The 21,298-nt window shown below is 73.1% G+C and carries 17 protein-coding genes; 7 read left to right on the top strand and 10 right to left on the bottom strand.

Going from position 1 to position 21,298, the window contains the following annotated elements; translation table 11 throughout:
• Nucleotides 1-11 precede the first annotated feature (11 nt).
• The gene (locus AB0A63_RS19505; protein WP_360392947.1) at nucleotides 12-749 is read right to left on the bottom strand and encodes a hypothetical protein; all 738 of its coding nucleotides are present in this window, start codon (nucleotides 747-749) and stop codon (nucleotides 12-14) included.
• A complete protein-coding gene (locus AB0A63_RS19500) occupies nucleotides 746-2,350 on the bottom strand; it encodes a hypothetical protein (RefSeq protein WP_360392945.1) in 1,605 nt (534 codons plus the stop codon). Before AB0A63_RS19500 ends, AB0A63_RS19505 begins: the two co-directional genes overlap by 4 nt.
• A 215-nt stretch (nucleotides 2,351-2,565) precedes the next feature.
• Between AB0A63_RS19500 and AB0A63_RS19495 the strand changes: the two genes are divergently transcribed.
• The gene (locus tag AB0A63_RS19495) at nucleotides 2,566-2,934 is read left to right on the top strand and encodes a hypothetical protein (protein ID WP_360392943.1); all 369 of its coding nucleotides are present in this window, start codon (nucleotides 2,566-2,568) and stop codon (nucleotides 2,932-2,934) included.
• A gap of 63 nt (nucleotides 2,935-2,997) precedes the next feature.
• On the opposite strand, the gene AB0A63_RS19490 is transcribed toward AB0A63_RS19495, so the two are convergent.
• A complete protein-coding gene (locus tag AB0A63_RS19490) occupies nucleotides 2,998-3,435 on the bottom strand; it encodes a hypothetical protein (protein ID WP_360392940.1) in 438 nt (145 codons plus the stop codon).
• 3 nt (nucleotides 3,436-3,438) lie between these two features.
• Nucleotides 3,439-4,245, bottom strand: coding sequence for a lysozyme (locus AB0A63_RS19485; RefSeq protein WP_360392938.1), 807 nt, complete (start codon nucleotides 4,243-4,245; stop codon nucleotides 3,439-3,441).
• A 216-nt stretch (nucleotides 4,246-4,461) separates the two neighbouring features.
• Between AB0A63_RS19485 and AB0A63_RS19480 the strand changes: the two genes are divergently transcribed.
• The gene (locus tag AB0A63_RS19480) at nucleotides 4,462-6,909 is read left to right on the top strand and encodes a penicillin-binding protein (RefSeq protein ID WP_360392936.1); all 2,448 of its coding nucleotides are present in this window, start codon (nucleotides 4,462-4,464) and stop codon (nucleotides 6,907-6,909) included.
• Nucleotides 6,910-7,150: 241 nt separating this feature from the next.
• Here the strand turns inward: AB0A63_RS19480 and AB0A63_RS19475 are convergent, their stop codons facing one another.
• From AB0A63_RS19475 to AB0A63_RS19455, 5 genes are all read right to left on the bottom strand, one after another.
• Nucleotides 7,151-9,964 (bottom strand): AAA family ATPase, encoded by a 2,814-nt coding sequence (locus AB0A63_RS19475; protein WP_360392933.1) that lies wholly within the window; start codon nucleotides 9,962-9,964, stop codon nucleotides 7,151-7,153.
• Nucleotides 9,965-10,105: 141 nt separating this feature from the next.
• On the bottom strand, nucleotides 10,106-11,668 hold the full coding sequence (locus tag AB0A63_RS19470; protein ID WP_360392930.1) for a hypothetical protein: 1,563 nt from the start codon (nucleotides 11,666-11,668) through the stop codon (nucleotides 10,106-10,108).
• A gap of 156 nt (nucleotides 11,669-11,824) precedes the next feature.
• Entirely contained in the window at nucleotides 11,825-12,697 is an 873-nt protein-coding gene (locus AB0A63_RS19465; RefSeq protein ID WP_360392927.1) for an XRE family transcriptional regulator, read from the bottom strand.
• A gap of 146 nt (nucleotides 12,698-12,843) precedes the next feature.
• Nucleotides 12,844-14,055 (bottom strand): S8 family peptidase, encoded by a 1,212-nt coding sequence (locus AB0A63_RS19460; protein WP_360392924.1) that lies wholly within the window; start codon nucleotides 14,053-14,055, stop codon nucleotides 12,844-12,846.
• A gap of 199 nt (nucleotides 14,056-14,254) precedes the next feature.
• Nucleotides 14,255-14,839: a TetR family transcriptional regulator gene (locus AB0A63_RS19455; RefSeq protein ID WP_360392922.1), complete on the bottom strand. Its 585-nt coding sequence runs from the start codon at nucleotides 14,837-14,839 to the stop codon at nucleotides 14,255-14,257.
• A gap of 93 nt (nucleotides 14,840-14,932) precedes the next feature.
• On the opposite strand from AB0A63_RS19455, the gene AB0A63_RS19450 reads away from it, so the two are divergent.
• Complete coding sequence (locus AB0A63_RS19450) at nucleotides 14,933-15,967, top strand: NAD(P)-dependent alcohol dehydrogenase (protein ID WP_360392919.1); 1,035 nt, start codon at nucleotides 14,933-14,935, stop codon at nucleotides 15,965-15,967.
• Between the two features lie 37 nt (nucleotides 15,968-16,004).
• Here the strand turns inward: AB0A63_RS19450 and AB0A63_RS19445 are convergent, their stop codons facing one another.
• Nucleotides 16,005-16,712 (bottom strand): TetR/AcrR family transcriptional regulator, encoded by a 708-nt coding sequence (locus AB0A63_RS19445; protein ID WP_360392916.1) that lies wholly within the window; start codon nucleotides 16,710-16,712, stop codon nucleotides 16,005-16,007.
• Nucleotides 16,713-16,764: 52 nt separating this feature from the next.
• Between AB0A63_RS19445 and AB0A63_RS19440 the strand changes: the two genes are divergently transcribed.
• The 4 genes from AB0A63_RS19440 to AB0A63_RS19425 all read left to right on the top strand — a co-directional run bounded on the left by AB0A63_RS19440 (nucleotide 16,765) and on the right by AB0A63_RS19425 (nucleotide 21,288).
• A complete protein-coding gene (locus AB0A63_RS19440; protein ID WP_360392914.1) occupies nucleotides 16,765-18,198 on the top strand; it encodes an MFS transporter in 1,434 nt (477 codons plus the stop codon).
• 91 nt (nucleotides 18,199-18,289) lie between these two features.
• A complete protein-coding gene (locus AB0A63_RS19435; RefSeq protein WP_360392911.1) occupies nucleotides 18,290-19,555 on the top strand; it encodes a glycosyltransferase 87 family protein in 1,266 nt (421 codons plus the stop codon).
• 84 nt (nucleotides 19,556-19,639) lie between these two features.
• Complete coding sequence (locus AB0A63_RS19430; protein ID WP_360392908.1) at nucleotides 19,640-20,194, top strand: sigma-70 family RNA polymerase sigma factor; 555 nt, start codon at nucleotides 19,640-19,642, stop codon at nucleotides 20,192-20,194.
• Complete coding sequence (locus AB0A63_RS19425; RefSeq protein WP_360392905.1) at nucleotides 20,191-21,288, top strand: CU044_5270 family protein; 1,098 nt, start codon at nucleotides 20,191-20,193, stop codon at nucleotides 21,286-21,288. The genes AB0A63_RS19430 and AB0A63_RS19425 overlap by 4 nt, the downstream gene beginning before the upstream one ends.
• The last annotated feature ends 10 nt before the right edge of the window (nucleotides 21,289-21,298 follow it).

The following is a 21,298-nucleotide window of genomic DNA, read 5'->3' as shown; positions in this document are numbered from 1 at the left end:
GTGTTCCCCCGTCATGAGCAGCTGAACAGCACCGGGCAGGGCGCGCGGTGCAGTGCCGCGAGCGCGGCCGGTTGCAGACCCTCCGCCGGCCCGCGTTCCCGCCCGGACACCACGAGCAGGTCGCTCGGGTAGAGCCGGGTCTCGTCGTCGACGGACCTGGTCTCGTGCACCAGCTCGACGATGACGTCCGGGCACGCGGAGTGGACGACGTCGGCGGCGTCGAGCGAGTCGACGACACCGGCGTACGGCCGCGTCAGCACCCGCAAGCGCGTGGCCCGGCGCGCCCGGCAGTGCGCGACCGCCCGCCGCAGCACACCTTCACCGCCCACTGGGTCGATGACCGCGGTCACGACACCGTAGCGCCCCGCGAGCGCGGCAGGTTCCCCGCACACCACCACGACGTCGCGGCAGTCCCGTCCGGCGAGCGGCGGCGCGGCCTGGGCGGTCGCGCGGGAGATGACCACCAGGCCGCCTTCCCAGCGCGCGGGCGGCTGGTCGGGGTGTTCGACGTGGACGGTCAGGTCCGGGTGGCCCTCCAGGAGCTGTGCCACGCGGTGCGGGGCGTTCCCGGCCCGCACCACCAGGCCGACGCCCAGCGCCTCGGCGCACGTGGCCGCCCAGCGGACGCCCGTGCCGCCGCAGTCCTGGAGGTCGACGACGACGCAGGTGGCGGTGACGTCGGCCGGGTCGGCGGTGAGGTTGTCGGTGGTGAGGTCGTCGGTGGTGGGGCGGTCGGCGATGGCGGTCATCGGGTCACGCTCAGCGGGTCGGTGGTGGTGCGGGTGGTCTCGGCGGGCGCCTCGGGCGGCGCGGTGACGGCGGCGGGGCCGGACGCGGGGTCGGCGTCGAGTTCGGCGCCAGGCTCGGTGCCGGGTTCTGCGCCGGGTTCGGTGGCCGTGGAGTCGGCCGGTGCGGCGTCGGACTGAGCGACATCGGACTGAGCGGTGTCGGGCTGGGCAGGGTGGGTGAACAGCTTCTCGACCAGGGCCGGGTCGGCCAGCGTCGTCTCGGCCGGTGCGGCGTCGGACTGAGCGGTGTCGGGCTGGGCGATGTCGGTCGGTGCGGGGTGGGTGAACAGCTTCTCGACCAGGGCCGGGTCGGCCAGCGTCGACTCGGCCGGCGCGGGTGCGGGCTCGTCCAGCAGGGGCAGGCCCGGGGTGGTCTCGGTCAGCGCGGCCATGGCCGGAGCGGAGTCGAGCGGCGCGGACGGCGCAGCCGCGGCCAGCGCGGTCCCAGCCGATGCGGGCTCGATCGACGCGGACTCGGTCGCCGCGGCCATGGTCAGCGTCGACTCGAGCGGCGCGGACTCGGGAGCCGCGGGCTCGGTCAACGCGGCCATCGTCAGCGTCGACTCGGCCTGTGCGGGCTCGGGAACCGCGACCTCAGCCCACGCGGGCTCGGCCAGCGCCGACCTGCGCAGCCTGCGCCGCACCACCGCGGGCTTCGCGTCCTCGGCCTCGGTCCGCACAAGCGCAGCCGGTGCGAGCTCGGTCGAACCCGGCCTCACCCGCCCCGGCTCCGCCCGTCCGGTCTTCCCCGACCCGGGTTCGTCCACACCGGACTCACCCACCCCGGACTCACCTCGCCGGAGCTCGTCCACTCCGGACCCACCCCGGCCGATCCCACTCCGCGCGAGCTCGTCCCGGCGGGAACCGTCCATCCCGGACTCGGTCCGGTCGTCCCCGCCCCGCCGGAACTCGTCCCGGCGCGACTCGTCCACCCCGGCCTCCCCCAGCCCGGGCTCCTCCCACGCGGCACGTGCCTGCTCCCCCGGCTTCCGCTCCGGTTCCGCCTGCCGGGGCAGTGGCAGGCCCTGCACGGTCGCCAGCTCGGTGTACCACTGGTCCAGCAACCGTTGCCGTTCCCCGAGAGCGGCGAGCAGGGAGCGGGACTGCTCCAGCGCCTCTCCCACGATCTGCCGGGCGCGCTGGCTCGCCTCCGCGAGGCGGCGCTGGGTCTCCTGCTCGGTCTCGTCGAGGAGCCGGGCGTGCCGGCCGGCGGCCTCCTCGGCGCGCTGCACGGCGTTCTCGGCGCGGGCGCGGGCGTCGGTCTCGATCTCCTCCGCCTTGCGGCGGGCGACGTGCAGCAGGTAGCGGATGCAGCCGGAGACGGCGTTCTCCTTGCTGTGCCCCGCGTGGATCATGCGGTACTCGGTGAGCTCCGAGCGGGCTTCCTCGAGGTGCCGGGCGAGGTCCTCCGCGGTGGCGAGGGCGGCGTCGCGGTCGGCGCAGGCGACCTCCAGCTGTTCCTCGAGGCGGGCGAACGCCTCGTCGACCTGCGCGCGGTCGTAGCCGGGCCAGCGGGTGCGGAAGCCGTCGTGGCCCTCGTTCAGGAGTTCGTCGATAGCCATTGCCCCTGTCCTTTCCCTGAACGTGGGCTGTGGTCGTGTCGTGGTCGGCAGGTACCCGCGACCTGGCCATTCAGTCGTTCCGGACCAGGTATGCACTCGCTCTAGTGAATTCCTCACGGAGTGTCATCAATTCTGGTGGACGGTTCATCCGTCACGGGGGCGCAGGGCGGTGACCCTCGGGTATCCCGGTTCAAATCCGGTTGGAGGTGGATGCGGTGAGCGAACACGGAGCACTCGACAACGCCGACTGGCGGCCGTTCACGACCGCCCTGTGCACGGCGGCGGCCACGTGGGACGCCGACCTCGGGCGGCTCCTGGTCGGCGACGACACCGAGGTGCCGATCAGCCCTGCCGACGCCGAGGACGTCATGCGCGCCATCGCCGCGCTGTCGCAGCGGATGGGTGCCGCCACGGCCTCGATCGTGCGCGCCACCGCGCAGACCCGGCTCGACGTGGCCGACACCGGCGAGCTGGCCGGGCACGTCGAGTCGCTGGGCCTGATGGCGCTCTACGCGGAGGCGATGCACCGCGCGGCCGACCTCGCGCGCGCCGTGGTGGCGTGCGCGGAGACCGCCGACGCCTGAGGCGGCCCGGGAGCACGGGCGGGACGCCCGTCGAACGGGACCTCGGCACAGACCCGGCACCTGTCAGGAGCCGCCGGCGGGCGTGCTCACCTGGAGCCCGGCCCGCCACGGTTCCGAGGTGTTGTCCACGGTGAACTCGAACGCGACCTCCGCGGTCAGCGACAGCGACGTCGGGCTGGGGGCGCGGACGACCAGCACGTGGTCGCCCTCCGCGAGCTTGACCTCGTTCAGCACCAGCCGTTCGCCGACCCGTCGGGTCGCGACCACGGTGTCGTCGACGAGGACCTCCACCTCGTTCAGCACGCTGGGGTCGCTCGCGGAGACGCTGACGTTGCGCATCGCCGAGACGGGCACGACTGACCCGTCCTCGATCCCCTCGACCACGAGGCCGGTTCGCTCGATGTGCACCACCGAGATCACCACGAGTGTCGACGACACCGCGAAGACCACGGCGAGGAACACGAGCAAGATGAGGTTCGACCTGCTTGCCGAGAGGCTCATGGCTCATCCTGTGGCCAGTGCGGCTAGCCGGTCGGCGCCGCCGTTGAAGACGTTCTGGTCGATCGGTGAGGACGTGAACTGCCAGATCGTGTGGAACGGCCACTGGAACGGCATCGGGCCCACCGAGGGCGCGTACCTGGCCACCCACAACGGGTTCGTGGAGCTGAAGTCACCGGTGCGGCCGGTGCACCTGTCCCACCACAGCGTCGAGGTGTAGATCACCGGCCAGCGCTTGGTGAGCGCCTGGTAGGTGTCGCTGAAGCTCTTGATCCAGCCCACCATCGCGGCGGGGCTCAGGCCGTAGCAGGTGTCGCCGCCGTAGGGGTTGTACTCGATGTCGAGCGTTCCCGGGAGCGTGCGGCCGTCACGCGACCAGCCGCCGCCGTTCGCGACGAAGTACCGCGCCTGCGTGGCGCCGTCGGAGCGGTCGGGCAACGCGAAGTGGTAGGCGCCCCTGGTCATGCCGACGTTGTAGGAACCGTTGTACTGCTGGGTGAAGTTGGGGTTCTTGTAGTTCGTCCCCTCGGTGGCCTTGATGTAGGCGAACCGCTTGCCGTTGTTCCACCAGTGTCCCCAGTCGACGGCACCCTGGTGGCTGCTGACGTCGATCCCGTCCACCCGGCCCACGCCGAGGTCCGGTGGTGTCATGAGCATCTCGCCGGTGCCCTCGTGCTTGGCGATCTGCGAGCCCGCGAAGTGGTCCTCGGCGCCTTCTGACGCCTGTGCGGGCGCGGTGCACAGCGCGCCCACGACCAGCGCGACCGCGGCGGCGCGAAGTACGAGGTGGCCAGCACTTGGTTGCGACGGCATTGGACTTCCTCCCCGTGTGTGAATCGTCTGATGGCCAGCTACCCGTGCCGGTAACGGAAAAACCGGACACCCACGGGTTGACACGAGCGGGTGGACGGACGGCCCGGAAAGCACTCTCGGTGACCGGTTTCGTGAACCGGGTTCATTCGAAGCGGGCGCCTGATCACGGGGACGGCGGGTAACCGTCGGAGGCCGAACCATCGAGGGGAGTCGACAGTGGACCGCAGGAGGATCGCTTCGTGCGTCGGAAAGCTCGCCGGGCTGTGCCTGGCGGCCGGCCTTCTGGTGGCGGGGCTCCTCTTCCCGGCCGCCGGGACGATCGGCACGGTGTCGAACCGGATCAGCGACCAGGTGAAGTCCACACTGGCCCAGATGCTGAACACCCAGCCGCCGTTGATGACGACGGTGGTGGACAAGGACGGCACGCCGATCGCGTACCTGTACGACCAGTACCGGGTGCGCACGCCACCGGACAAGATCTCGTCGCACATGAAGGACGCGTTGTTCGCGATCGAGGACCGCAGGTTCTACGAGCACAACGGCGTCGACTGGCTCGCGACGCTGCGGGCCGCCGCGCGCAACAACGCCAGCGGTGAGGTGGAGCAGGGCGCGTCGACGCTGACCCAGCAGTACGTGAAGAACTACCTCGTGCACGTGCTGGCCCGCACCGACAAGGGCGCGCAGCAGGACGCGCAGGAGCAGAGCCTGTCCCGCAAGCTGCGGGAGGCGCGGATCGCGGTGGGGCTGGAGGTGGCGCTGAGCAAGGACGAGATCCTCTCCCGCTACCTCGACCTGGTGCCGTTCGGTTCGACGATCTTCGGCATCGGTGCCGCCGCGCAGGCGTACTTCGACACGACGCCGGACAAGCTGACGGTCACGCAGTCGGCCACGCTCGCCGGCATGGTCAACAGCCCGACCGCGCTCGACCCGGAGGCGCGGCCGGACAAGGCCCTGCAGCGCAGGAACATCGTCATCGACGCGATGGTGGCGGAGAACAAGCTGCCCAAGGAGGAGGCCGAACGGCACAAGGCCGCGCCCCTCGGGCTGCAGGAACCCGTCCGTCCGCTGCAGACCGGGTGCGTCGGCGCCGGGCCGTCGCACGGATTCTTCTGCTCGTTCCTCATCGAGTACCTGACCGAGGCCGGGTTCAACCTGGAGGAGCTCAAGATCGGCGGGTACCGCATCGAGACCACGCTGGACCCGAAGATCACCGAGCAGGCCAAGCAGGCGGTCGAGGCGCAGGCGCCCAAGAACACGCCGGGCGTGGCCAACACCATGGCGATCGTCAAGCCCGGCAAGGACTCCCACGAGGTCGTGGCGCTGGTGGCCAACCGCGACTACGGCCTCGACAAGGAGAAGTTCCAGACCCAGTTCGACCTGCCCAGCGGTGTGGAGAACAAGTTCGGCACGGGCTCGGTGTACAAGGTGTTCACCGCGGCCGCCGCGCTGGAGAAGGGCATCGGCATCGACACGGTCATCCCCTCCCCCAACTCCTACACCTCGCGGGTGTTCAAGGGCGGCGCGGCGTCCTGCCCGTCGACCGGGGAGCCGAACACCTACTGGTACTGCCTGTCGAACCACAACGACCGCTACCCGCCGCAGATGCCGTTGCGCCAGGCACTCGCGACCTCGCCGAACACGGCGTTCGTGATCCTGGAGGAGAAGACGGGCCTGGACGCGGTGGTGGACATGGCCTCCCGGCTGGGGATGCGCAAGACGATGGCCACGAACATCGCCGGTGTGGCACCGGACCCCAAGGCCGTCAAGGAGCTGCGCGTCTCCCAGGCCGAGTACTACAAGGCCAACGCCAACGCGTCGTTCACCCTCGGCCCGGCCCCGTCGAGCACCCTGGAGCTCGCGAACGTCGCCGCGACGATCATGAGCGGCGGCAAGTGGTGCAAGCCCACGCCGGTGCGCAAGGTCTACGACCGCGACGGCAAGCCCGTGGAGCTGGTCAAGCCGCCGTGCGAGCAGGCCGTGGCCGAACCGCTCGCCAACGCGCTGGCCGTCGGCCTGAGCGAGGACAACAAGGGCATGGGCACCACGGCGTACGCCGCGCGCCAGGCGGGCTGGACGCGCCCGATGATGGGCAAGACCGGCACGACCGAGGAGTACAAGTCCGCCGCGTACATCGGCGCGACCCCCGACTACGCGGGTGCCGTGCAGGTGTTCAACGACAGCACCTCGCCGCAGGGCATCTGCATCAGCTCGGGCCCGCCGCGGCTGTGCCCGGAGGGCAACATCTACGGCGGCACGGCTCCCGCGGCCACCTGGTACCAGACGATGATGACGGTGCACGCGGACCTGCCGGAGAAGCCGCTGCCGGAGGTGGAGGACCGCTACCGGCACGGCGACCAGCAGCAGAAGATCCCGGACGTGGTGGGCGCGGACCTGGAGAAGGCGACGGCGATGCTGCGCGAGGCCGGGTACCAGGTGTCGACGGTGTCGGTCAGCTCGACGAAGCCGTCCGGCTCGGTGATCTCCCAGTCGCCGCAGGGGATCGCGATCCGCGGCACGGCGGTGACGCTGTCGGTCAGCAACGGTGCTCCCCGGCCGGCCCCGGCAGCGCCGACGACCCCGGAGACGACCGCGCCGCGGCCGGAGCCGGTGGCACCGGTGTCCTCGCCGGCGGAGGAGCCACCGTCCTCCGCGCCCACCGGCTGACGCGGTTCTCGCCGGTGGTCTCAGCTCGGGTGCGGGCCGTGCTCGCCGTCGAGGCCGAGGGTGGTCGTCCGGGCCGCCGCCGAGCGCGGCGGCCCGTCCACGTCCAGACCGTCCGAGCGGCGCTGAACGGACGCGCACGGACCGCGGTCGCGCCGGGTCCGGCGGGCACCGCATCGCAGAACGGCCTCCGGCCAACGCCGGCACCCCGTCGAGGCCGAGCGCGGCGGTCCGGTGAGCGTGCTCAGGCCAGGTGCGCGGACCGGATGTCCCGCCGCGAGCCCAGCCCGAGCTTCCGCAGCACGCTCGACGTGTGCTGCTCGACGGTCCGCGGTGACAGGAACAGCACCTCGGCGATCTCGTTGTTCGTGAGCCCGGCGACCAGCAGCCGCGCCACCTCCCGTTCCCGCGGCGAGAGGTCGTCGCCGTAGCCGCGGCTGCCGCGCCGGGACGGGGTGACCGCGCCCAGGCCGCGCAGCAGGTGGCGGCAGCGGGCCGCGTCGTGGGAGGCGTCGAGCGCTTCGAACCGGTCGGCGCAGCGGGTGTAGGCGGTGATCGCGGCGCTGCCACCGCGGCGCAGCAGGTGCGAGCCGGCCCGTTCCCACGCCAGTGCCGCGAGGTAGGGGGCCCGGCAGTCCTCGTAGGCGCGGGCGGCGGCGGTGAAGCACGGTGTCCCGTCACCGCCGGTGTGCGCGGCGAGGGCGCCCCGGCAGGAGTGCAGCGCGGCGGCGGCCAGCGGTGCGGCCGCCTGTGCGATGCCCTCCTCCAGGTCGCGCACGACGTCCCTGGCGTCGTGGACGCGGTCAGCGGCCAGGTAGGCGTCGACCGCCGCCTCGGCCAGCTCTCCCGCCCACGCCCACACCTGCTTGCGCCGCGCGAGTGCGAGCCCCGCGTCGGCTTCGTGGCCGGCCCGTGCCACGTCGTCGCGCAGCGCGAGCCGGACCAGACCGGCGCTGCCGGCGAGCGCGACCGGGGTGACGGCGTCGCGCGGGGTGCGCACCCCGGTCTGCTCCAGGTGCGCCGCGGCGGCGGCCCACTGGCCGCGGGCCAGTGCGAGCAGGCCCAGCACCAGGTGCAGCTCGCCCGCCACCGCCACCAGCCCGCGGTGCTCGGCCAGCAGCGCCGCCGCCCGTTCGGCCAGCCCGTCCCACTCGCCGGTGAACCAGGCGAGCCGCACCTCGGTGCTGTGCGCGGTGCTCAGCACGTACCGCGCGCCGCTGTCCCGTGCCGCCTGCGTGCCGAACCGCAGGTGGTCGCCCGCCTGGTCGAAGCGGCCGACGATGGTGAGCGAGTCGGCGAGGTTGCAGTGCGCCCGCGCGACCTGGCGCTGTTCGCCGAGGGTGCGGCCCGCCCGCGGCAGGCTGTCGAGCCGGTCGAGCACCGCCCGGTCGCCGACCGCCACGAGGGAGCCGACAACGTTGGCAACGAGCGAGATGCGCAGCTCACCGTCCTCGCAGCGACCGGCGATGGCGTCGGCCTCGCGCAGCCACCTGGTCAGCGACGGCAGCGGCGCGTCGCCGTTGAACGGCTGGGCCAGCGCGCTCACGCACTTCGCGGCCAGCTCCGGGCGCCCTGCCAGGTCGTCGACGGCGAACTCCAGCTGCGCGCGGCCCTCGGCGAGGGTGTCGGACTGGCGGGCCAGCAGCAGCCCCAGGTGCATCCGCACCTCACCGCGCGCGGCGGGCGAGAGCCGTTCGTCGGCCAGCAGCGGTTTGAGCACCGCCACCGAGGCGGCGACGTCCAGGCCCAGCAGCGACGCCTCCCCCAGCTTGGCACCCAACCGGTCGACGTCGGCACCGGACAGCGACGCCTCGGCGAGCAGCAGCCGCAGCAACGCGGTGGCGGTCGTGGCGTCGGCGGAGGCCAGTGCCTGGTCGGCGGCCCGTTCGCCGTAGGTGAGCCACTCGTCGCGCCGGTGGGCGAGGCGGCTGTGCTCGGCCAGCTGCACCAGCGGTGGCGGGTCGGCCGCGGCCAGCGACCGGACCGCCCGCGCGTGCAGCTCGGTGCGGTGCATGACGCCGACGGCGCAGTACACGGCCTGCCGGGCCAGCGCGTGCCGGAACCAGTAGGTGTTCTCCCCCGTCTGGTGCAGCACCGGGCGGGCCAGCGCCTCGTCCACCGCCGCGCGCAGCCGCTGTCCTGCCAGGTCCGCCACCTCGCCGAGCTGCTCCGCGGTGACCGGCTCGGTGAACACCGAGGCCGCGCGGACCAGCCGGCGCGCGTCGGGCGTGAGCGCCGCGACCCGTTCCGCCACGGACTCCCGCACCAGCACCGGCACCCCGCCGTGGCCCGCACCGTGACCGCGGATGGCCTCCTCGACGACGAACGGCAGCCCCGCCGTGCGTCCGTGCAGCTCGGCGGCGACCGCCTCGCCCACCGCGGGCACCCCCAGGACCGCCGCGGCCAGCTCACCGACCTGCGCGACGTCCAGCGGCGCCAGCTCGACGATCTCCGTCGTCACCCCGGCGGCCGGCCGGAACGCGGTCCCCAGCGGCATCCCGCCGGTCACGTCCTCGCGCCGGAACGTGATCACGACCGCCAGCCGCGCCGGCGGGTCGGACAGCAGGAACCGCAGGAACGCCAGCGTCGCCTCGTCGGCCCAGTGCAGGTCCTCGACGACGAGCACCGCCGGTCCCGCGACCGCGAGCACCTCGCGGACCGCCCGGAACAGCAGGTGCCGGTCGAACCGCGGGTCGGCGGCGGTGACCGGTGCCGGCAGCACGTCCGCGAGCTCCGGCACGACGGCCCGCAGCGCGGCGGTGACCGGCGACAGCCCGCCACCGGCCAGCACCCCGCGCAGCCCGCGCAACGCCTCCAGCACCGGCCCCAGCACGAACGGTTCCGGCGTGCGCTGGCACCGCCCGGTCAGCACGGTCGGCAGCACCGGCGCGACGGCCGCGACCAGCTCCCGCACCAGCCGGCTCTTGCCGACCCCCGCCTCGCCCTCCACCTGCACCAGCGCCGGTCTGCGCCCCACGACGGCGGCCCGCAGCAGGCCCAGCTCGGCGGCACGGCCCACCAGGGCCGCGGGGGTGGACGACGACTGGGCTCCTGGCATGTGGTCCCTCCGGACGAACGTGCGTTCACCGGTGTAGAGGCGCCCGGGGCCGGAACGGGATGCGCGGGAGCAGAATCCGCCGGAAACCCGGCAGCGCGGGACGCCGCCGTGAGCCCACCGGCGACGTCCCGCGCTCACCGCCTACGCGCTGCGGTAGTCGATCGTGTGCCGGTAGACGAGGTTGCGGGTCGACGCGGACACGTCCAGCCCGGCGGCGGGCCTGCGGGAGAGGAACCACTCGCGGAGGTTGCTGGTGCGGTTGCCGGCGAGGCTGTCGAACGTGCGCACCGGCCCGTTGTCGACCTCGCGCCACAGCCGGATCAGCGCGCCCGCCACCCTGGCCTCCACCTGGTCGCCGTTCTGCAGGTTGGTGGCCGAGGTCGGCTGGGACGGGTCGAACCAGCGGGTGTTCATCAGGTCGACCTCGACGCCGTTGACGTAGACGTACTTGCCGTCGCCCATGACGTAGCCGGCCAGTGCGTTGGCGAAGCCCTCGGTCCACCCGCAGTTCGTGCCGCTGACCCGGTTCGGGTAGTGCGGGCTGGGGCAGTCGTCCCGCGGCCACCACCCCTGGTGGAGCACGTCCATCAGCCCGTGCCCGGCCTCGTGGATGACGAGGTGCTCGGAATCGGGGTCGGCGGCGGCCAGCTCGACGTGGCGGTCCGGGAGGGCGACGGAGTTGTCCCAGTGGGCGCCGACCGTGCTGTCCGGGTGCCACCAGAGGGAGAGCTTGCGGCAGGTCCCGGTCTCGGCACCGGTCCAGCACCGGCTCTGGCCGTGCACGCCCCACAGGCGGGTGATGGTGTCGAACGCCCGCCAGCCGCGCATCTGGAAGTCGGCGGGGGCGGTCGCGCCGAAGTCGACCTCGGTGCCGGTGGCGACCGAGGTCCTGGCCGCGGTGTAGCTGGTGTAGGGCGTGCTGGTGGTGAACGGCCGCACCTGCCACAGGCCGGAGTCGGCGGTGAAGCGCACCCACACCTGGGACAGGGTGGTCGTGGCGGGGAAGCACACGCGGTACGAGCCGTCCTGGGCGCTGGTCAGGCCGGTGCCGTAGGTCGTGACCTGGCTGCCGGCCGTGATGCGTCCCTCGACGCGCACACCGGCGTTGCGGACGGGCTTCCACGTGTTGTCCGGGGTGGCGTGGCTGTAGCTGCCCTTCGCGCAGACCTGGTTCGCCGCGGCCTGCGCGTCCTGGACCGCGGTCCGCGACACGGTGGCCATGTCGGCGCCGTCCGCACCGGCCCTGGACGCACCGGGCTGTCCGGCCACGGTGAGCGTCGCGGCGGACCGGGCGGGGCGCAGCCTGGCGTCGGTGCGCACGGTCGCCTCGACCTGGGCGGGACCCGCCTGCACGGCCGTGACGCCGAAGCGCACGGTCCGCTCGGCGGTCAGGCCGATCGACTGCTCGGCGACCGTGCCGAACCCGGCCGTGCGCGGTGCGGAGAGCCCGCCGCGGTCGGTCAGCCGCAACCCGGCCGGCAGCCGCACGACGAGCTGGGCCCGGTCGACGCGGGCCTTCGGGCGCAGGTGCAGGGTCGCGGTCGCGGACTCGCCGACGGCGGGCAGCCGGTCCAGCGCGAGCTCCGTGTCCACACAGGACTCGGGTGCCGGCGGGCACTCGGCGGCGGCGGCGGTCGCGGGCAGGGGGACGGCCAGCGCGGCCGCCGACGCGACCGCCAGGGCGGTGATGAGGTGGGGAACCATTGCAGGGGAGCCTTCCGGGCCTGGTCACACCGTTGTGACGACCGAAAGGATGGGTCGCGGGGCCCGCCGCGGCAATGACGTCGGGACGCCCTCGCCAATTGTGTGAAAAAGGTGCCGCCACGGCCGGGACGCGGCCTCAATGCTGTGAAAAACCGGTCACCAGTGCCAGCGGGTGCCGACCACGCACGGCCGCACGTCGTGGACGACCAGCGCGCTGGTGCCGGACGCGCCGACGTGCAGCGGCTCGGTGGTGTGCTCGGGTGCGGCCGGTCCGTCCTTGCGGAACGTGTGCCCGCCGGCCGGTGGGTCGCCTTCGAACCGGACCAGCTGCGCGTACTCGCCGACGGGACTGCGCAAGCGCCGGGAGTAGAACTCGACCGGCGGACCGGGCGGCGCGCACAGCCCGTACTCGACGACGGTGTGCTCGCCGGGTTTGAGCGGCCGGTCCAGCAGCAGCTCGGCCACGATCAGCCCGGAGGCGGCGTCGACCACCGTGCGGCCGACGCGGCAGAAGTCGACGGCCGTCAACGCGGGCGTGGTGCCCGGTTCGTCGGCCTCGTAGCGCACCAGGTACCGGTGGACGAGTCCGCTCAGCCCGCGCAGGACCACCCTGGACCGCACACCGCGTTCGGTGCGGTCGGCGCGCACGGTGAAGACGTCGTGCGCCGACACGAGCCCGCACCGGCCCTCGTCCGGGTCGTCGAGCTCGGCGACGAGCGGTGCGACGTGCGGGCTGTCCGGCCGGGTGACCCAGCGCCCGCGCGGGCGTGGCGCGCCCAGCAGCACGACCAGCGAGGCCGGTGGCAGGCCCAGCACCCGTTCCAGCAGCTGCACCGCGCGCAACGACTCCGGCCCCTCGGGGCGGCGGTGGCCGCGGCGCCAGTAGCTCAGGGTGGCGATGCCGATCTCGGTGCCCTGCTCGGCCAGCCGGTGGCGGACGCGGTCGAGCGTCAGCCCGCTGGCGGTGATCGCGGCGTCCAGCGCCTCGGCGAACGACGCGAGCCGTTCCCGGCCGACCTCCTGGGACATCACCGGCCTCCTGGAACTCGTCGTCCCGGTATGGTCGGCGGCTTCGTGCGGGAGTTCAAGTGCGGGGTTCGCGATGTGGACGGTCGCGTGGTGGCACAGCGCCCGGCGAGTCCTGGTCTCGCCGGGCGCCGTGCGTTCAGGGGGTGTTACGCCGCGCCGTTGAGGAACGCGGTGTACAGCAGGGCGTTGGGCGAGCTGGACCCGATGCCCGTCAGGCGGTTGGTGGTCGCGTTGCGCACGAGCGCGTCACGCACCTGCGCCGGCGTGGCGGAGGTGTTGCGCGCCAGGTACAGCGCCGCCGCACCCGCCACGTGCGGCGAGGCCATCGACGTGCCCGACATCGTCGCCGTGCCGGTGGTGCTGGAGTAGGAGGCCGACACGATGTCCGTGCCCGGCGCCCAGATGTCCAGGCACGAGCCGTAGTTGCTGTCGAAGCGGCGCTCGTCCTCCCAGGTCGCGTTGCCGACGGTGACGGCAGCCGCGACCTTCTGCGGGCTGTAGTAGCAGGAGTCGTCGGTGGAGTTGCCCGCCGCCTGCACCCACTGCACGCCGCTGGCCACGACGGCCTTGACGGCGTTGTCGATGGCGGGGGTGTTGCACCGCTGGCGGCAGCCGATGCTGTAGTTGACCACCGCGGGCTTCACGGCGTTCTTGGCGACCCAGTCGGCGGCCGCGAGGATGTCGTCGTCGTAGGCGTCGCCCTTGCAGTTGAGCACGCGCATCGGCACGATCGTCGCCTTCTTGGCCACGCCGTACTTCGTGCCCGCCGCGGTGCCGGCGACGTGGGTGCCGTGGCCGTTGCAGTCCTGGGGCGTGCGGTCGTCGTCGACGTAGTCGTAGCCCGCCGCGATCCGGCCGGTGAACTCGCTGTGGCTCGCGTTGATGCCGCTGTCGAGGATGTAGATCCGCACGCCCTGGCCCGCGCTCGACGGGTAGCTGTAGCTCCTGTCGAGTGGGTAGTCACGCTGGTCGATCCGGTCCACGCCCCAGTTCGGCGTCGGCGTCTGGGTGTCCATCGTGGACATCCGGTTGACCTGCTGGACGTAGGCGACCTTCGGGTCCTTGGCGAGCTTCGCGGCCTGGGTCGCCGACATGGTGGCGGAGTAGCCGTCGACCACCCGGTCGTAGGTCTTGCGCACCGTGCCGCCGTACCGCTGGACCATCGCCGCGGCCGAGGCGTCAACGTTGTCCTCGCCCTTGAACACCACGATGTAGCGGTCGGCCACGGCGTCCGAGGCACCCGCGTTCAGGATCGCGGGTCCGGCCTCGGGTTGCGACGCGGCGGTGCCGGCGGTCATCGCCACCACACCGGCCGCGGCGGCCGCGCAGGCGACCGCCCTCATGATTTTGTTGCGCATCGACGTGCACCTTTACTTCGCAGGGGATGCGGGTTCAGGGACCGCGGTGGTGACCGCGGTTGCTCCGCTCCACGAACGTAAAAGTGCGGTTGTGCAGCCGACAACACTCAAAGCTGCGGCCGGGACGACCACGTACCGCACCACCTACCGCTAACGGCGGGCGAACGACCGTTGTCCGTTATCCGGTACGTGGACGGTCTTAGGGCGCTACCGCGCGGCGCACGCTGTCGTGCAGGAACGCCCGGCGCCGCTCGTGCTCCTCGGCGGCTTCGTCGGCGGTGGCCGCGTACACGTTGCTGACCGGCGACCACGCCATGGACATGGCGATCACCACGGCCATCACGTCGAACGGCTCGCCGGCGCGGACGAGCCCCGCGGCCTGCGCCTGCGCGATGGCCTCCAGCTTGCCCGCGTCCACCCGGTCGGCGTCGGCGACGAGGTGGCCGGTGGGGCGGCGTTCCAGCCGGGCCCAGGTGGCGAGCCGGATCAGGTCGGGCCGCTCCAGGTACTCGTCGTACAGGCGCACGGCCCAGCCGGCGAGGTCGGTGGCGTCGATGGGGACGACGTCCATGATCCGCTCCAGCGACCCGGAGAAGATCGCGTCGAACAGCCCGTCCTTGCTGCCGAAGTAGCCGTAGAGCTGGGCCTTGTTCGTCCGTGCCGCGGCCACGACCCGCTCGATGCGGGCACCGGCGATGCCGTACTCGGCGAACTCGCGGGTGGCGACGTCGATGATGCGCTGCCGCGTGGCCTCGCCGCGGGCGGTCAACCGCTGGTCGGACATGGTGCCAGCCTACAGACAGAACAGTTGGTTTGCTTTGCCGGGCGCCTGGGGTTAGCGTGAAATAGACAGAACAGTCTGTTTGGAGGAGAGCCCATGAGGACCACCACCGGCTGGCGGGCCCACGACGCGACCACGGTGCGCGCCGCCCCGATCCCCCGCCGCGACCTGCGCCGTGACGACATCGCGGTGCGCGTGGACCACTGCGGTGTCTGCCACACCGACCTGCACTCCCTGCGCGCCCACGACGGCGGGACCGTGCTGGTGCCCGGCCACGAGTTCACCGGCGTGGTCACCGAGACCGGCCAGGACGTGACCGCCTTCCGCGTCGGCGACCCGGTCGCGGTCGGCAACATCGTCGACTCGTGCGGCACGTGCCCGATGTGCCTGGCGGGACAGGAGAACTTCTGCCGCGAGTTCCCCACGCTGACCTACGGCGGCACGGACCGGCACGACGGTTCGACGACGCTGGGCGGTTTCTCCCGCGAGTACGTCGTGCGCGAGAGCTTCGCCCATCCTCTGCCGCCCGGCCTGGACCCGGCCGCCGCCGCGCCGCTGCTGTGCGCGGGCATCACGGTGTGGGAACCGTTGCGCGCCTTGGGAGTCGGCCCCGGCACGCGGGTCGCGGTGAGCGGCCTGGGCGGCCTCGGCCACCTCGCCGTGAAGTTCGCGGCAGCCCTGGGCGCGGAGGTCGCGGTGGTGACCCGCTCGGCCGACCGCGCGACCGACGCCACCCGCCTCGGCGCGCACGACGTGGTCGTCTCCACCGACCCCGGGCAGATGGCCGCGGCCCGCGACCGCTTCGACGTCGTCCTCGACACCATCCCGGTCGCCCACGACCTGAGCCCGTACCTCGGCCTGGTCGCCCTGGACGGCACGCTCAGCCAGGTCGGGCACCTCGGCCCGATCACGGTCGAGGCGCTGGACCTGCTGGTGGGCCGCAAGAAGCTCAGCTCCGCCGGCAGCGGAGGCCTGGCCGCCACCGCCGCCATGCTGGAGTTCTGCGCCACCCACGGCATCACCGCCGACGTCGAGGTCCTGCCGTCGGCGCGGGTGAACGAGGCACTGGACCGGCTGGCGCGCGGGGACGTGCGGTACCGGTTCGTGCTGGACCTGTCCGACCTGTCCTGAACCGGAGCACCGCGGCGAGATCGCGTCCGCCGGGTGGTCAGAGGCCGCGCAGCAGCAGCTCCAGGGCGAAGTCGAACCGGTCGTGGCCCTCGCCGGCGCCGATCTTGTCGGCGTGCTCGACGGTGTGCGGGAAACGGCTCATCGGCAGCATGCGCAGCCGCGCCAGGGCCTCGGCGCGGTCGACGACGCGCGTGTCCCGGCCGCCGTCGGGGTGCCGGCGCAGGGACGCCTCGACGGTGTAGGCGCTGACGTACAGCAGTGCCGCGTCGATCGTCCACGCCGCCGCCTGCGGGTCCACGCCGCCGGCCAGCAGGATGCCGAGCATGCCCTCGGTGATGCGGAGCGTGTCGAGGTTCTTCGGCGCGGCCGACAACGCGGCCTGCGCGATGCCGGGGTAGCGCAGGAACTCGTCGCGCAGCTGCCCGCAGACGTCGGCGAACTGGGCCCGCCACCGCTCGGCGTCCGGTGCGGGCAGCGCGACCCGCTTGCCCAGCGCGCCGATGAGCAGGTCGTCGAGCTCGGCCTTGTTGCGCACGTGCGCGTAGAGCGAGGCCGGACCGGTGTCGAGGGCGGCGGCGACCCGGCGCATCGTCAACGAGGCGTAGCCGTCGGTCTCCACGAGCCGCAGGGCCGTGTCGACGATGCGGCCGACCGTGATCGGTTCCTTGCGCGCCGCGGGCTGCTCGTCCAGTGCCGCGATCTGCGCCGCCCACTCGTCGCGTGCCGAGGCGCTCTTCCGGTTCATGGCACTCAGCCTACAGTTGACACGAACAGCGTTCGTAAGTAGAACGGTGTTCGTGTCAACCTCCACCGCGCAGCCCCGCCTGCGCTCCCCCGGTTCCCTGCGGGAGGCGTGGATCGCCCTCGCCGGGCTGTCCGCCGTCTTCCTGTTCGAGATGCTCGACGGCTCGATCCTCACCGTCGCGTTGCCCACGATCGGCCGCGACCTGCACGCCTCGACGACCGCGCTGCAGTGGGTGTCGAACTCCTACGCCGTCGTGTTCGGCGGGCTGATGCTCGTGTTCGGTGCCGTGGCCGACCGGGTCGGGCGGCGCCGCGTGATGCTCGCCGGGCTCGTCCTGCTCGGTGCCGCGAGCCTCGCGACGCTCTTCGTCACGTCCGTGGGCGAGCTGGTCGCGGTGCGGTCGGTCACGGGCGTCGCGGCCGCGATGACCACACCCGGTTCGATCGCGCTGGCCTTCCGGCTGTTCCGCGCCGACGACCTGCGCGTCCGCGCGATGACGCTGATCTCCACGGTCGGTCTCGTCGGCCTGGCCATCGGCCCGCCGCTCGGCGGCGCCCTGCTGACCGTGGCGCCGTGGCAGGCGCTGCTGCTGGTCAACGTCCCCATCTCCGTGCTGGCGTTCGCCTGCATCGGCCGCGGCGTCGAGGCCGACACCGCGGCCGAGCTGCACCGCGACCCGGCGGACCTCCTCGGCGGCGTGCTCGGCACCGCGACCATCGTGCTCGCCCTGGTCGTGCCGACGTTCTTCGTCGAACGGGGCGCCTCGTCGTGGCTGCCGTGGACCGCCTCCGCCGCAACGGTCGTGGCAGCGGTTCTGTACGTCGTCCGCGCGCGCACGGCCAGCCATCCGTTGCTGAACCTCAAGCTCGTCGCACGGCCGCTGGTCGCCAGCGGTCTCGCGCACAAGGCGGCGACCGGGCTGGCGGCGGCCGGTCTCACCTACCTCGTGACGTTGCAGCTGCAGCTCGACTGGGGCTGGTCCCCCGCGCTCGCGGCGGCCGGGATGCTGCCGCAGGTCGTCGTGCTGATCGCCGGTGGCCCGCTGGTCACCCGGTTCGTGCGCGCGGTGGGCCTGGACCGGGCGGCGTGGCTCGGCGGGAGCTGCGTCGTGACGGGCCTCGCGGTGTACGCGCTGCTCGGGCGGCTCGGCTACGCGCCGGTCGCGGCCGCTCTCGTGCTCGTCGCCATCGGCATCCGCGTGGTCGGCGCGGTCGCGGGCGTGAACGTGCTGAAGGGCCTGCCGGAGAACCGGACCTCGATCGGCGCGGCGCTCGTCGACACCGCCTCGCAGGTCACCGCCGCCGCCGGGGTCGCGGTCAGCGGCACGGTGCTCGCGGTGCTGTTCGCGGGCGGCATCGCCCAGCCGGGGTGGAGTGCCGCGCAGACCGCGCAGTTCGAGCGGGCCGTCACGATCGGCGGTCTCGCGCTCACCGCCCTGTCGGCCGCCCTCGTCGGCTGGGGCTTCGTGCGCGCCCGGCGGGTGTGAACGGCGGACGTGAGCGGCGGACGTGAGCGGCGCTCGAGCCGGCCCCGAGAGCATGAGAGCGCTCTGGTCTCGGACGAGAGGGTGCACGCCGATGCTCAGCCCTGCCAAGCCCAGCACCACCGCCTCCCCCACCGCTCCCAGGGCGCGCTTCGCCCGCCCCGCGGCTCTCGTGGCAGCGGTCGTGGCCACCTCGGTCGCACTGGCGCTCGTCGCCCACGCCGTCTACACCCGCGACCCGTACTGGGGCCTGCGCTGGACGGTGGACCTCAAGGTGTACCTGGCCAGCGGGCAGGCGGTGCGCGACGGCCGGTCGCTCTACGACCTGGTGGTGCTGTCGCCGCTGTACGGGCCGATGTCCTACACCTACCCTCCGCTGGCCGCCGCCGCGATCTTCGCGCCGCTGTCGTTCCTGCCGGCCGGAGCGGCGGGCCTGCTGTGGAACACCGCGTCGCTGGCCGCGCTGGGCGCGGTGGTGTGGCTGACGGTGCGGATCGCGGGGGTCCGGCGGCACCGCGGCCTGCTCGTGGTCGCCGGTCTGGTCCTGGTGTCGTTGCTGCTGCCGGTGCGCGTGCAGCTGATCGCCGGGCAGATCAACGCGTTCCTGCTCCTGCTGGTGCTGCTGGACTTCCGCCCCGGCGCGGGGCGGTGGCGGGGTGTCGGCATCGGCATCGCGGCCGGGCTGAAGATCACGCCGTTGCTGTTCATCGGCTACCTGCTGGTGACCCGGCAGTGGGCGGCGGCCCGCACTGCGGCGCTGGCGTTCCTGGGCACGGTCGCGGCCGGTTTCCTCGTCGCACCGGGTGACTCGGCCCGGTACTGGGGTGGGCTGGTGCTGGAGTCGTCGCGGGTGGCCGACGTGTACGTGACGCCGAACCAGTCGTTGCCGGGCGCGCTGGCCAGGGCGCTGGGCACGGTGGGGTTCGACCGGTCGTGGTTGCCCGTGCTGGCGCTGGTGGCGGTCTGCGGCCTGGCGGTGGCCCGGTCCGCGCACCGCCGGGGGTCGGACTTCCTGGGGTTCTCGGCCGCGGCGGTCACCAGCCTGCTCGTGTCACCGGTGAGCTGGGAGCACCACTGGGTCTGGGTGGTGCCGCTGCTGGTGTGGCTGGCGGCCCACGCGCACCTGCGGCGGTCGCCGGGCCTGGCGGTGCTCACCGCCGTGGTGTTCGTGGTGTTCGCCGTGCGGTGGTTCGCGCTGCTCGACGTGCCGGAGGTGCCGCCGCTGTCCGGCGGGCTGACGGTGTGGCAGCAGCTCGCGGCGGGGCTGTGGCCGCTGACCGGTCTGCTGCTCCTGCCGGTCGTGCTGGCCGCGGCCCGCGCACCGGCGCTGAGCAGCACACCCGCGGCGCGGGCGGTATAACGTCCACTCCGGACTCATCAGCGCGCAGTGGTGACGGCGGTCACAGGTCGGGGACGCTCGGAGCCGGAGCGGACAAGTACCAGCGTGACCAAGCCCAAGGAGCGCGCCGTGGACGGCAGCAGGCCGGACCTCGACGGTGAGGACCCGGCCGCCGCGTTCACCGCGCTCTTCGACACCCATGCCCCTGCCCTGCGCGGCTACCTGGCGGGCCGCGTCGGGCTCGACACCGCCGACGACCTGGTCGCGGAGACGTTCCTCGTGGCCCTGCGCAGGCGCGGCGCCTACGACCCGGCCCAGGCGCCGGTGCGCGGCTGGTTGTACGGCATCGCGACGAACCTGCTGCGCAACCACGTGCGCACGGAGCTGCGCGGTTACCGGGCGACCGAACGGCTGCACACCGAGACCGAGCACTCCCACGACGCACAGGTCGCCGCCAGGGTGGACGCCCAGCGCCAGCTCGCGCGGGCGTTGCCGAGGCTGTCGGCGCAGGAGCGGGACCTGCTGCTGCTGACGTCCTGGGCCGGGCTGGACCCGTCCGAGGTCGCGACCGCGCTGAACCTGCCTGCCAGCACGGTCCGCTCACGCCTGCACCGCGTGCGCACGAAACTGCAGGCACTGCTCACAGGGGAGTCGTCATGACCGAGTTGGACGAAGCATTGGACCTGCTGCACCGGGCTGACCGCACGAGCACCCGCCCGCTCGACGCCGTGCGCGCCAGGGTCGTCGAAGCCGCGGCCACGGGCACCGTGGTCCCGCTGCGCCGCCGCAAGCTGCTACCGGTGACCGTCGCCGCGGCCGCCGTGGCACTCGTCGCCGCGGGGGTGGTCGTGGTCCACGACACCGACGCACCGTCCCAGGCACCGCCCGCCGCCGCACCCCCGGTGTCCGCGTCGCCGAGCCCCACCGAACAGCAGGTGGCGCTGCTGTCCGCGGCCGAGCTGCTCGACGACGCGGCGGGCAAGATCACGCCGGTCGACCAGCCGGTCGGGCCCGGCCAGTACCGCCTCATCACCGAGCACGGCACGTACGCGCGCGGCATGATGTTCGGGTCCTCCGTGGACAATCCCCAGCCGATGAGGGGCGCCACCTACGCGGTCGAGCTGACCTACCAGACGTGGATCCCCGCGGACGTCACGCAGGAGTGGGTCAACCGCCGCACCCAGAACGGTGAGGCGAAGTGGCTGGGCGGCAACGTCCCGCAGTCCGAGGCGCCTTACACCAACCAGGACACCGACACCGGCGAGCGCCGCGGCAAGTGCGGTGACTTCTTCCCGAAGTCCCAGCCGCGCAAGGTGTGCGGCGACCCGACCGACTGGGACTCGCCCGCGTTCTACGCCGCGCTGCCGCGTGACCCGGCGGCGCTGTACGAGTGGCTGCGCAGCACCACGAGCCAGCGCGGTTCGACGCCCGCGGCCATGTTCGCCAAGGCCACCGAGATCCTCCGCGCCGGCCTGATGCCCGCGGACCTGCGCGCCGGCTGGTACCGCGCCATCGCGAAGATCGACGGCGTCACGGTCTCCCCGCAGAAGGTGACCATGGACGGCCGCACCGGCGTCGGCATCACGCTGACGGACCGGCACGAGCGCGTGGAGCTCGTCATCTCCCCGGAGACGGGCGACTTCATCGGCGACCGCAGGCTCACCGGTCCCGGCAGCGAGTACACCTGGCTGCCCGAGGGCACGGTGCTGACCTCGACGGCGATCACGACGAAGGTCGTCGACAGCGTCGGCTGAGCCGGTGGCG

Origin of the sequence: Lentzea sp. NPDC042327, assembly GCF_040647275.1 — a bacterium.
Lineage (GTDB): Bacteria > Actinomycetota > Actinomycetes > Mycobacteriales > Pseudonocardiaceae > Lentzea.
This window is presented reverse-complemented; position numbering and strand designations above follow the sequence as displayed.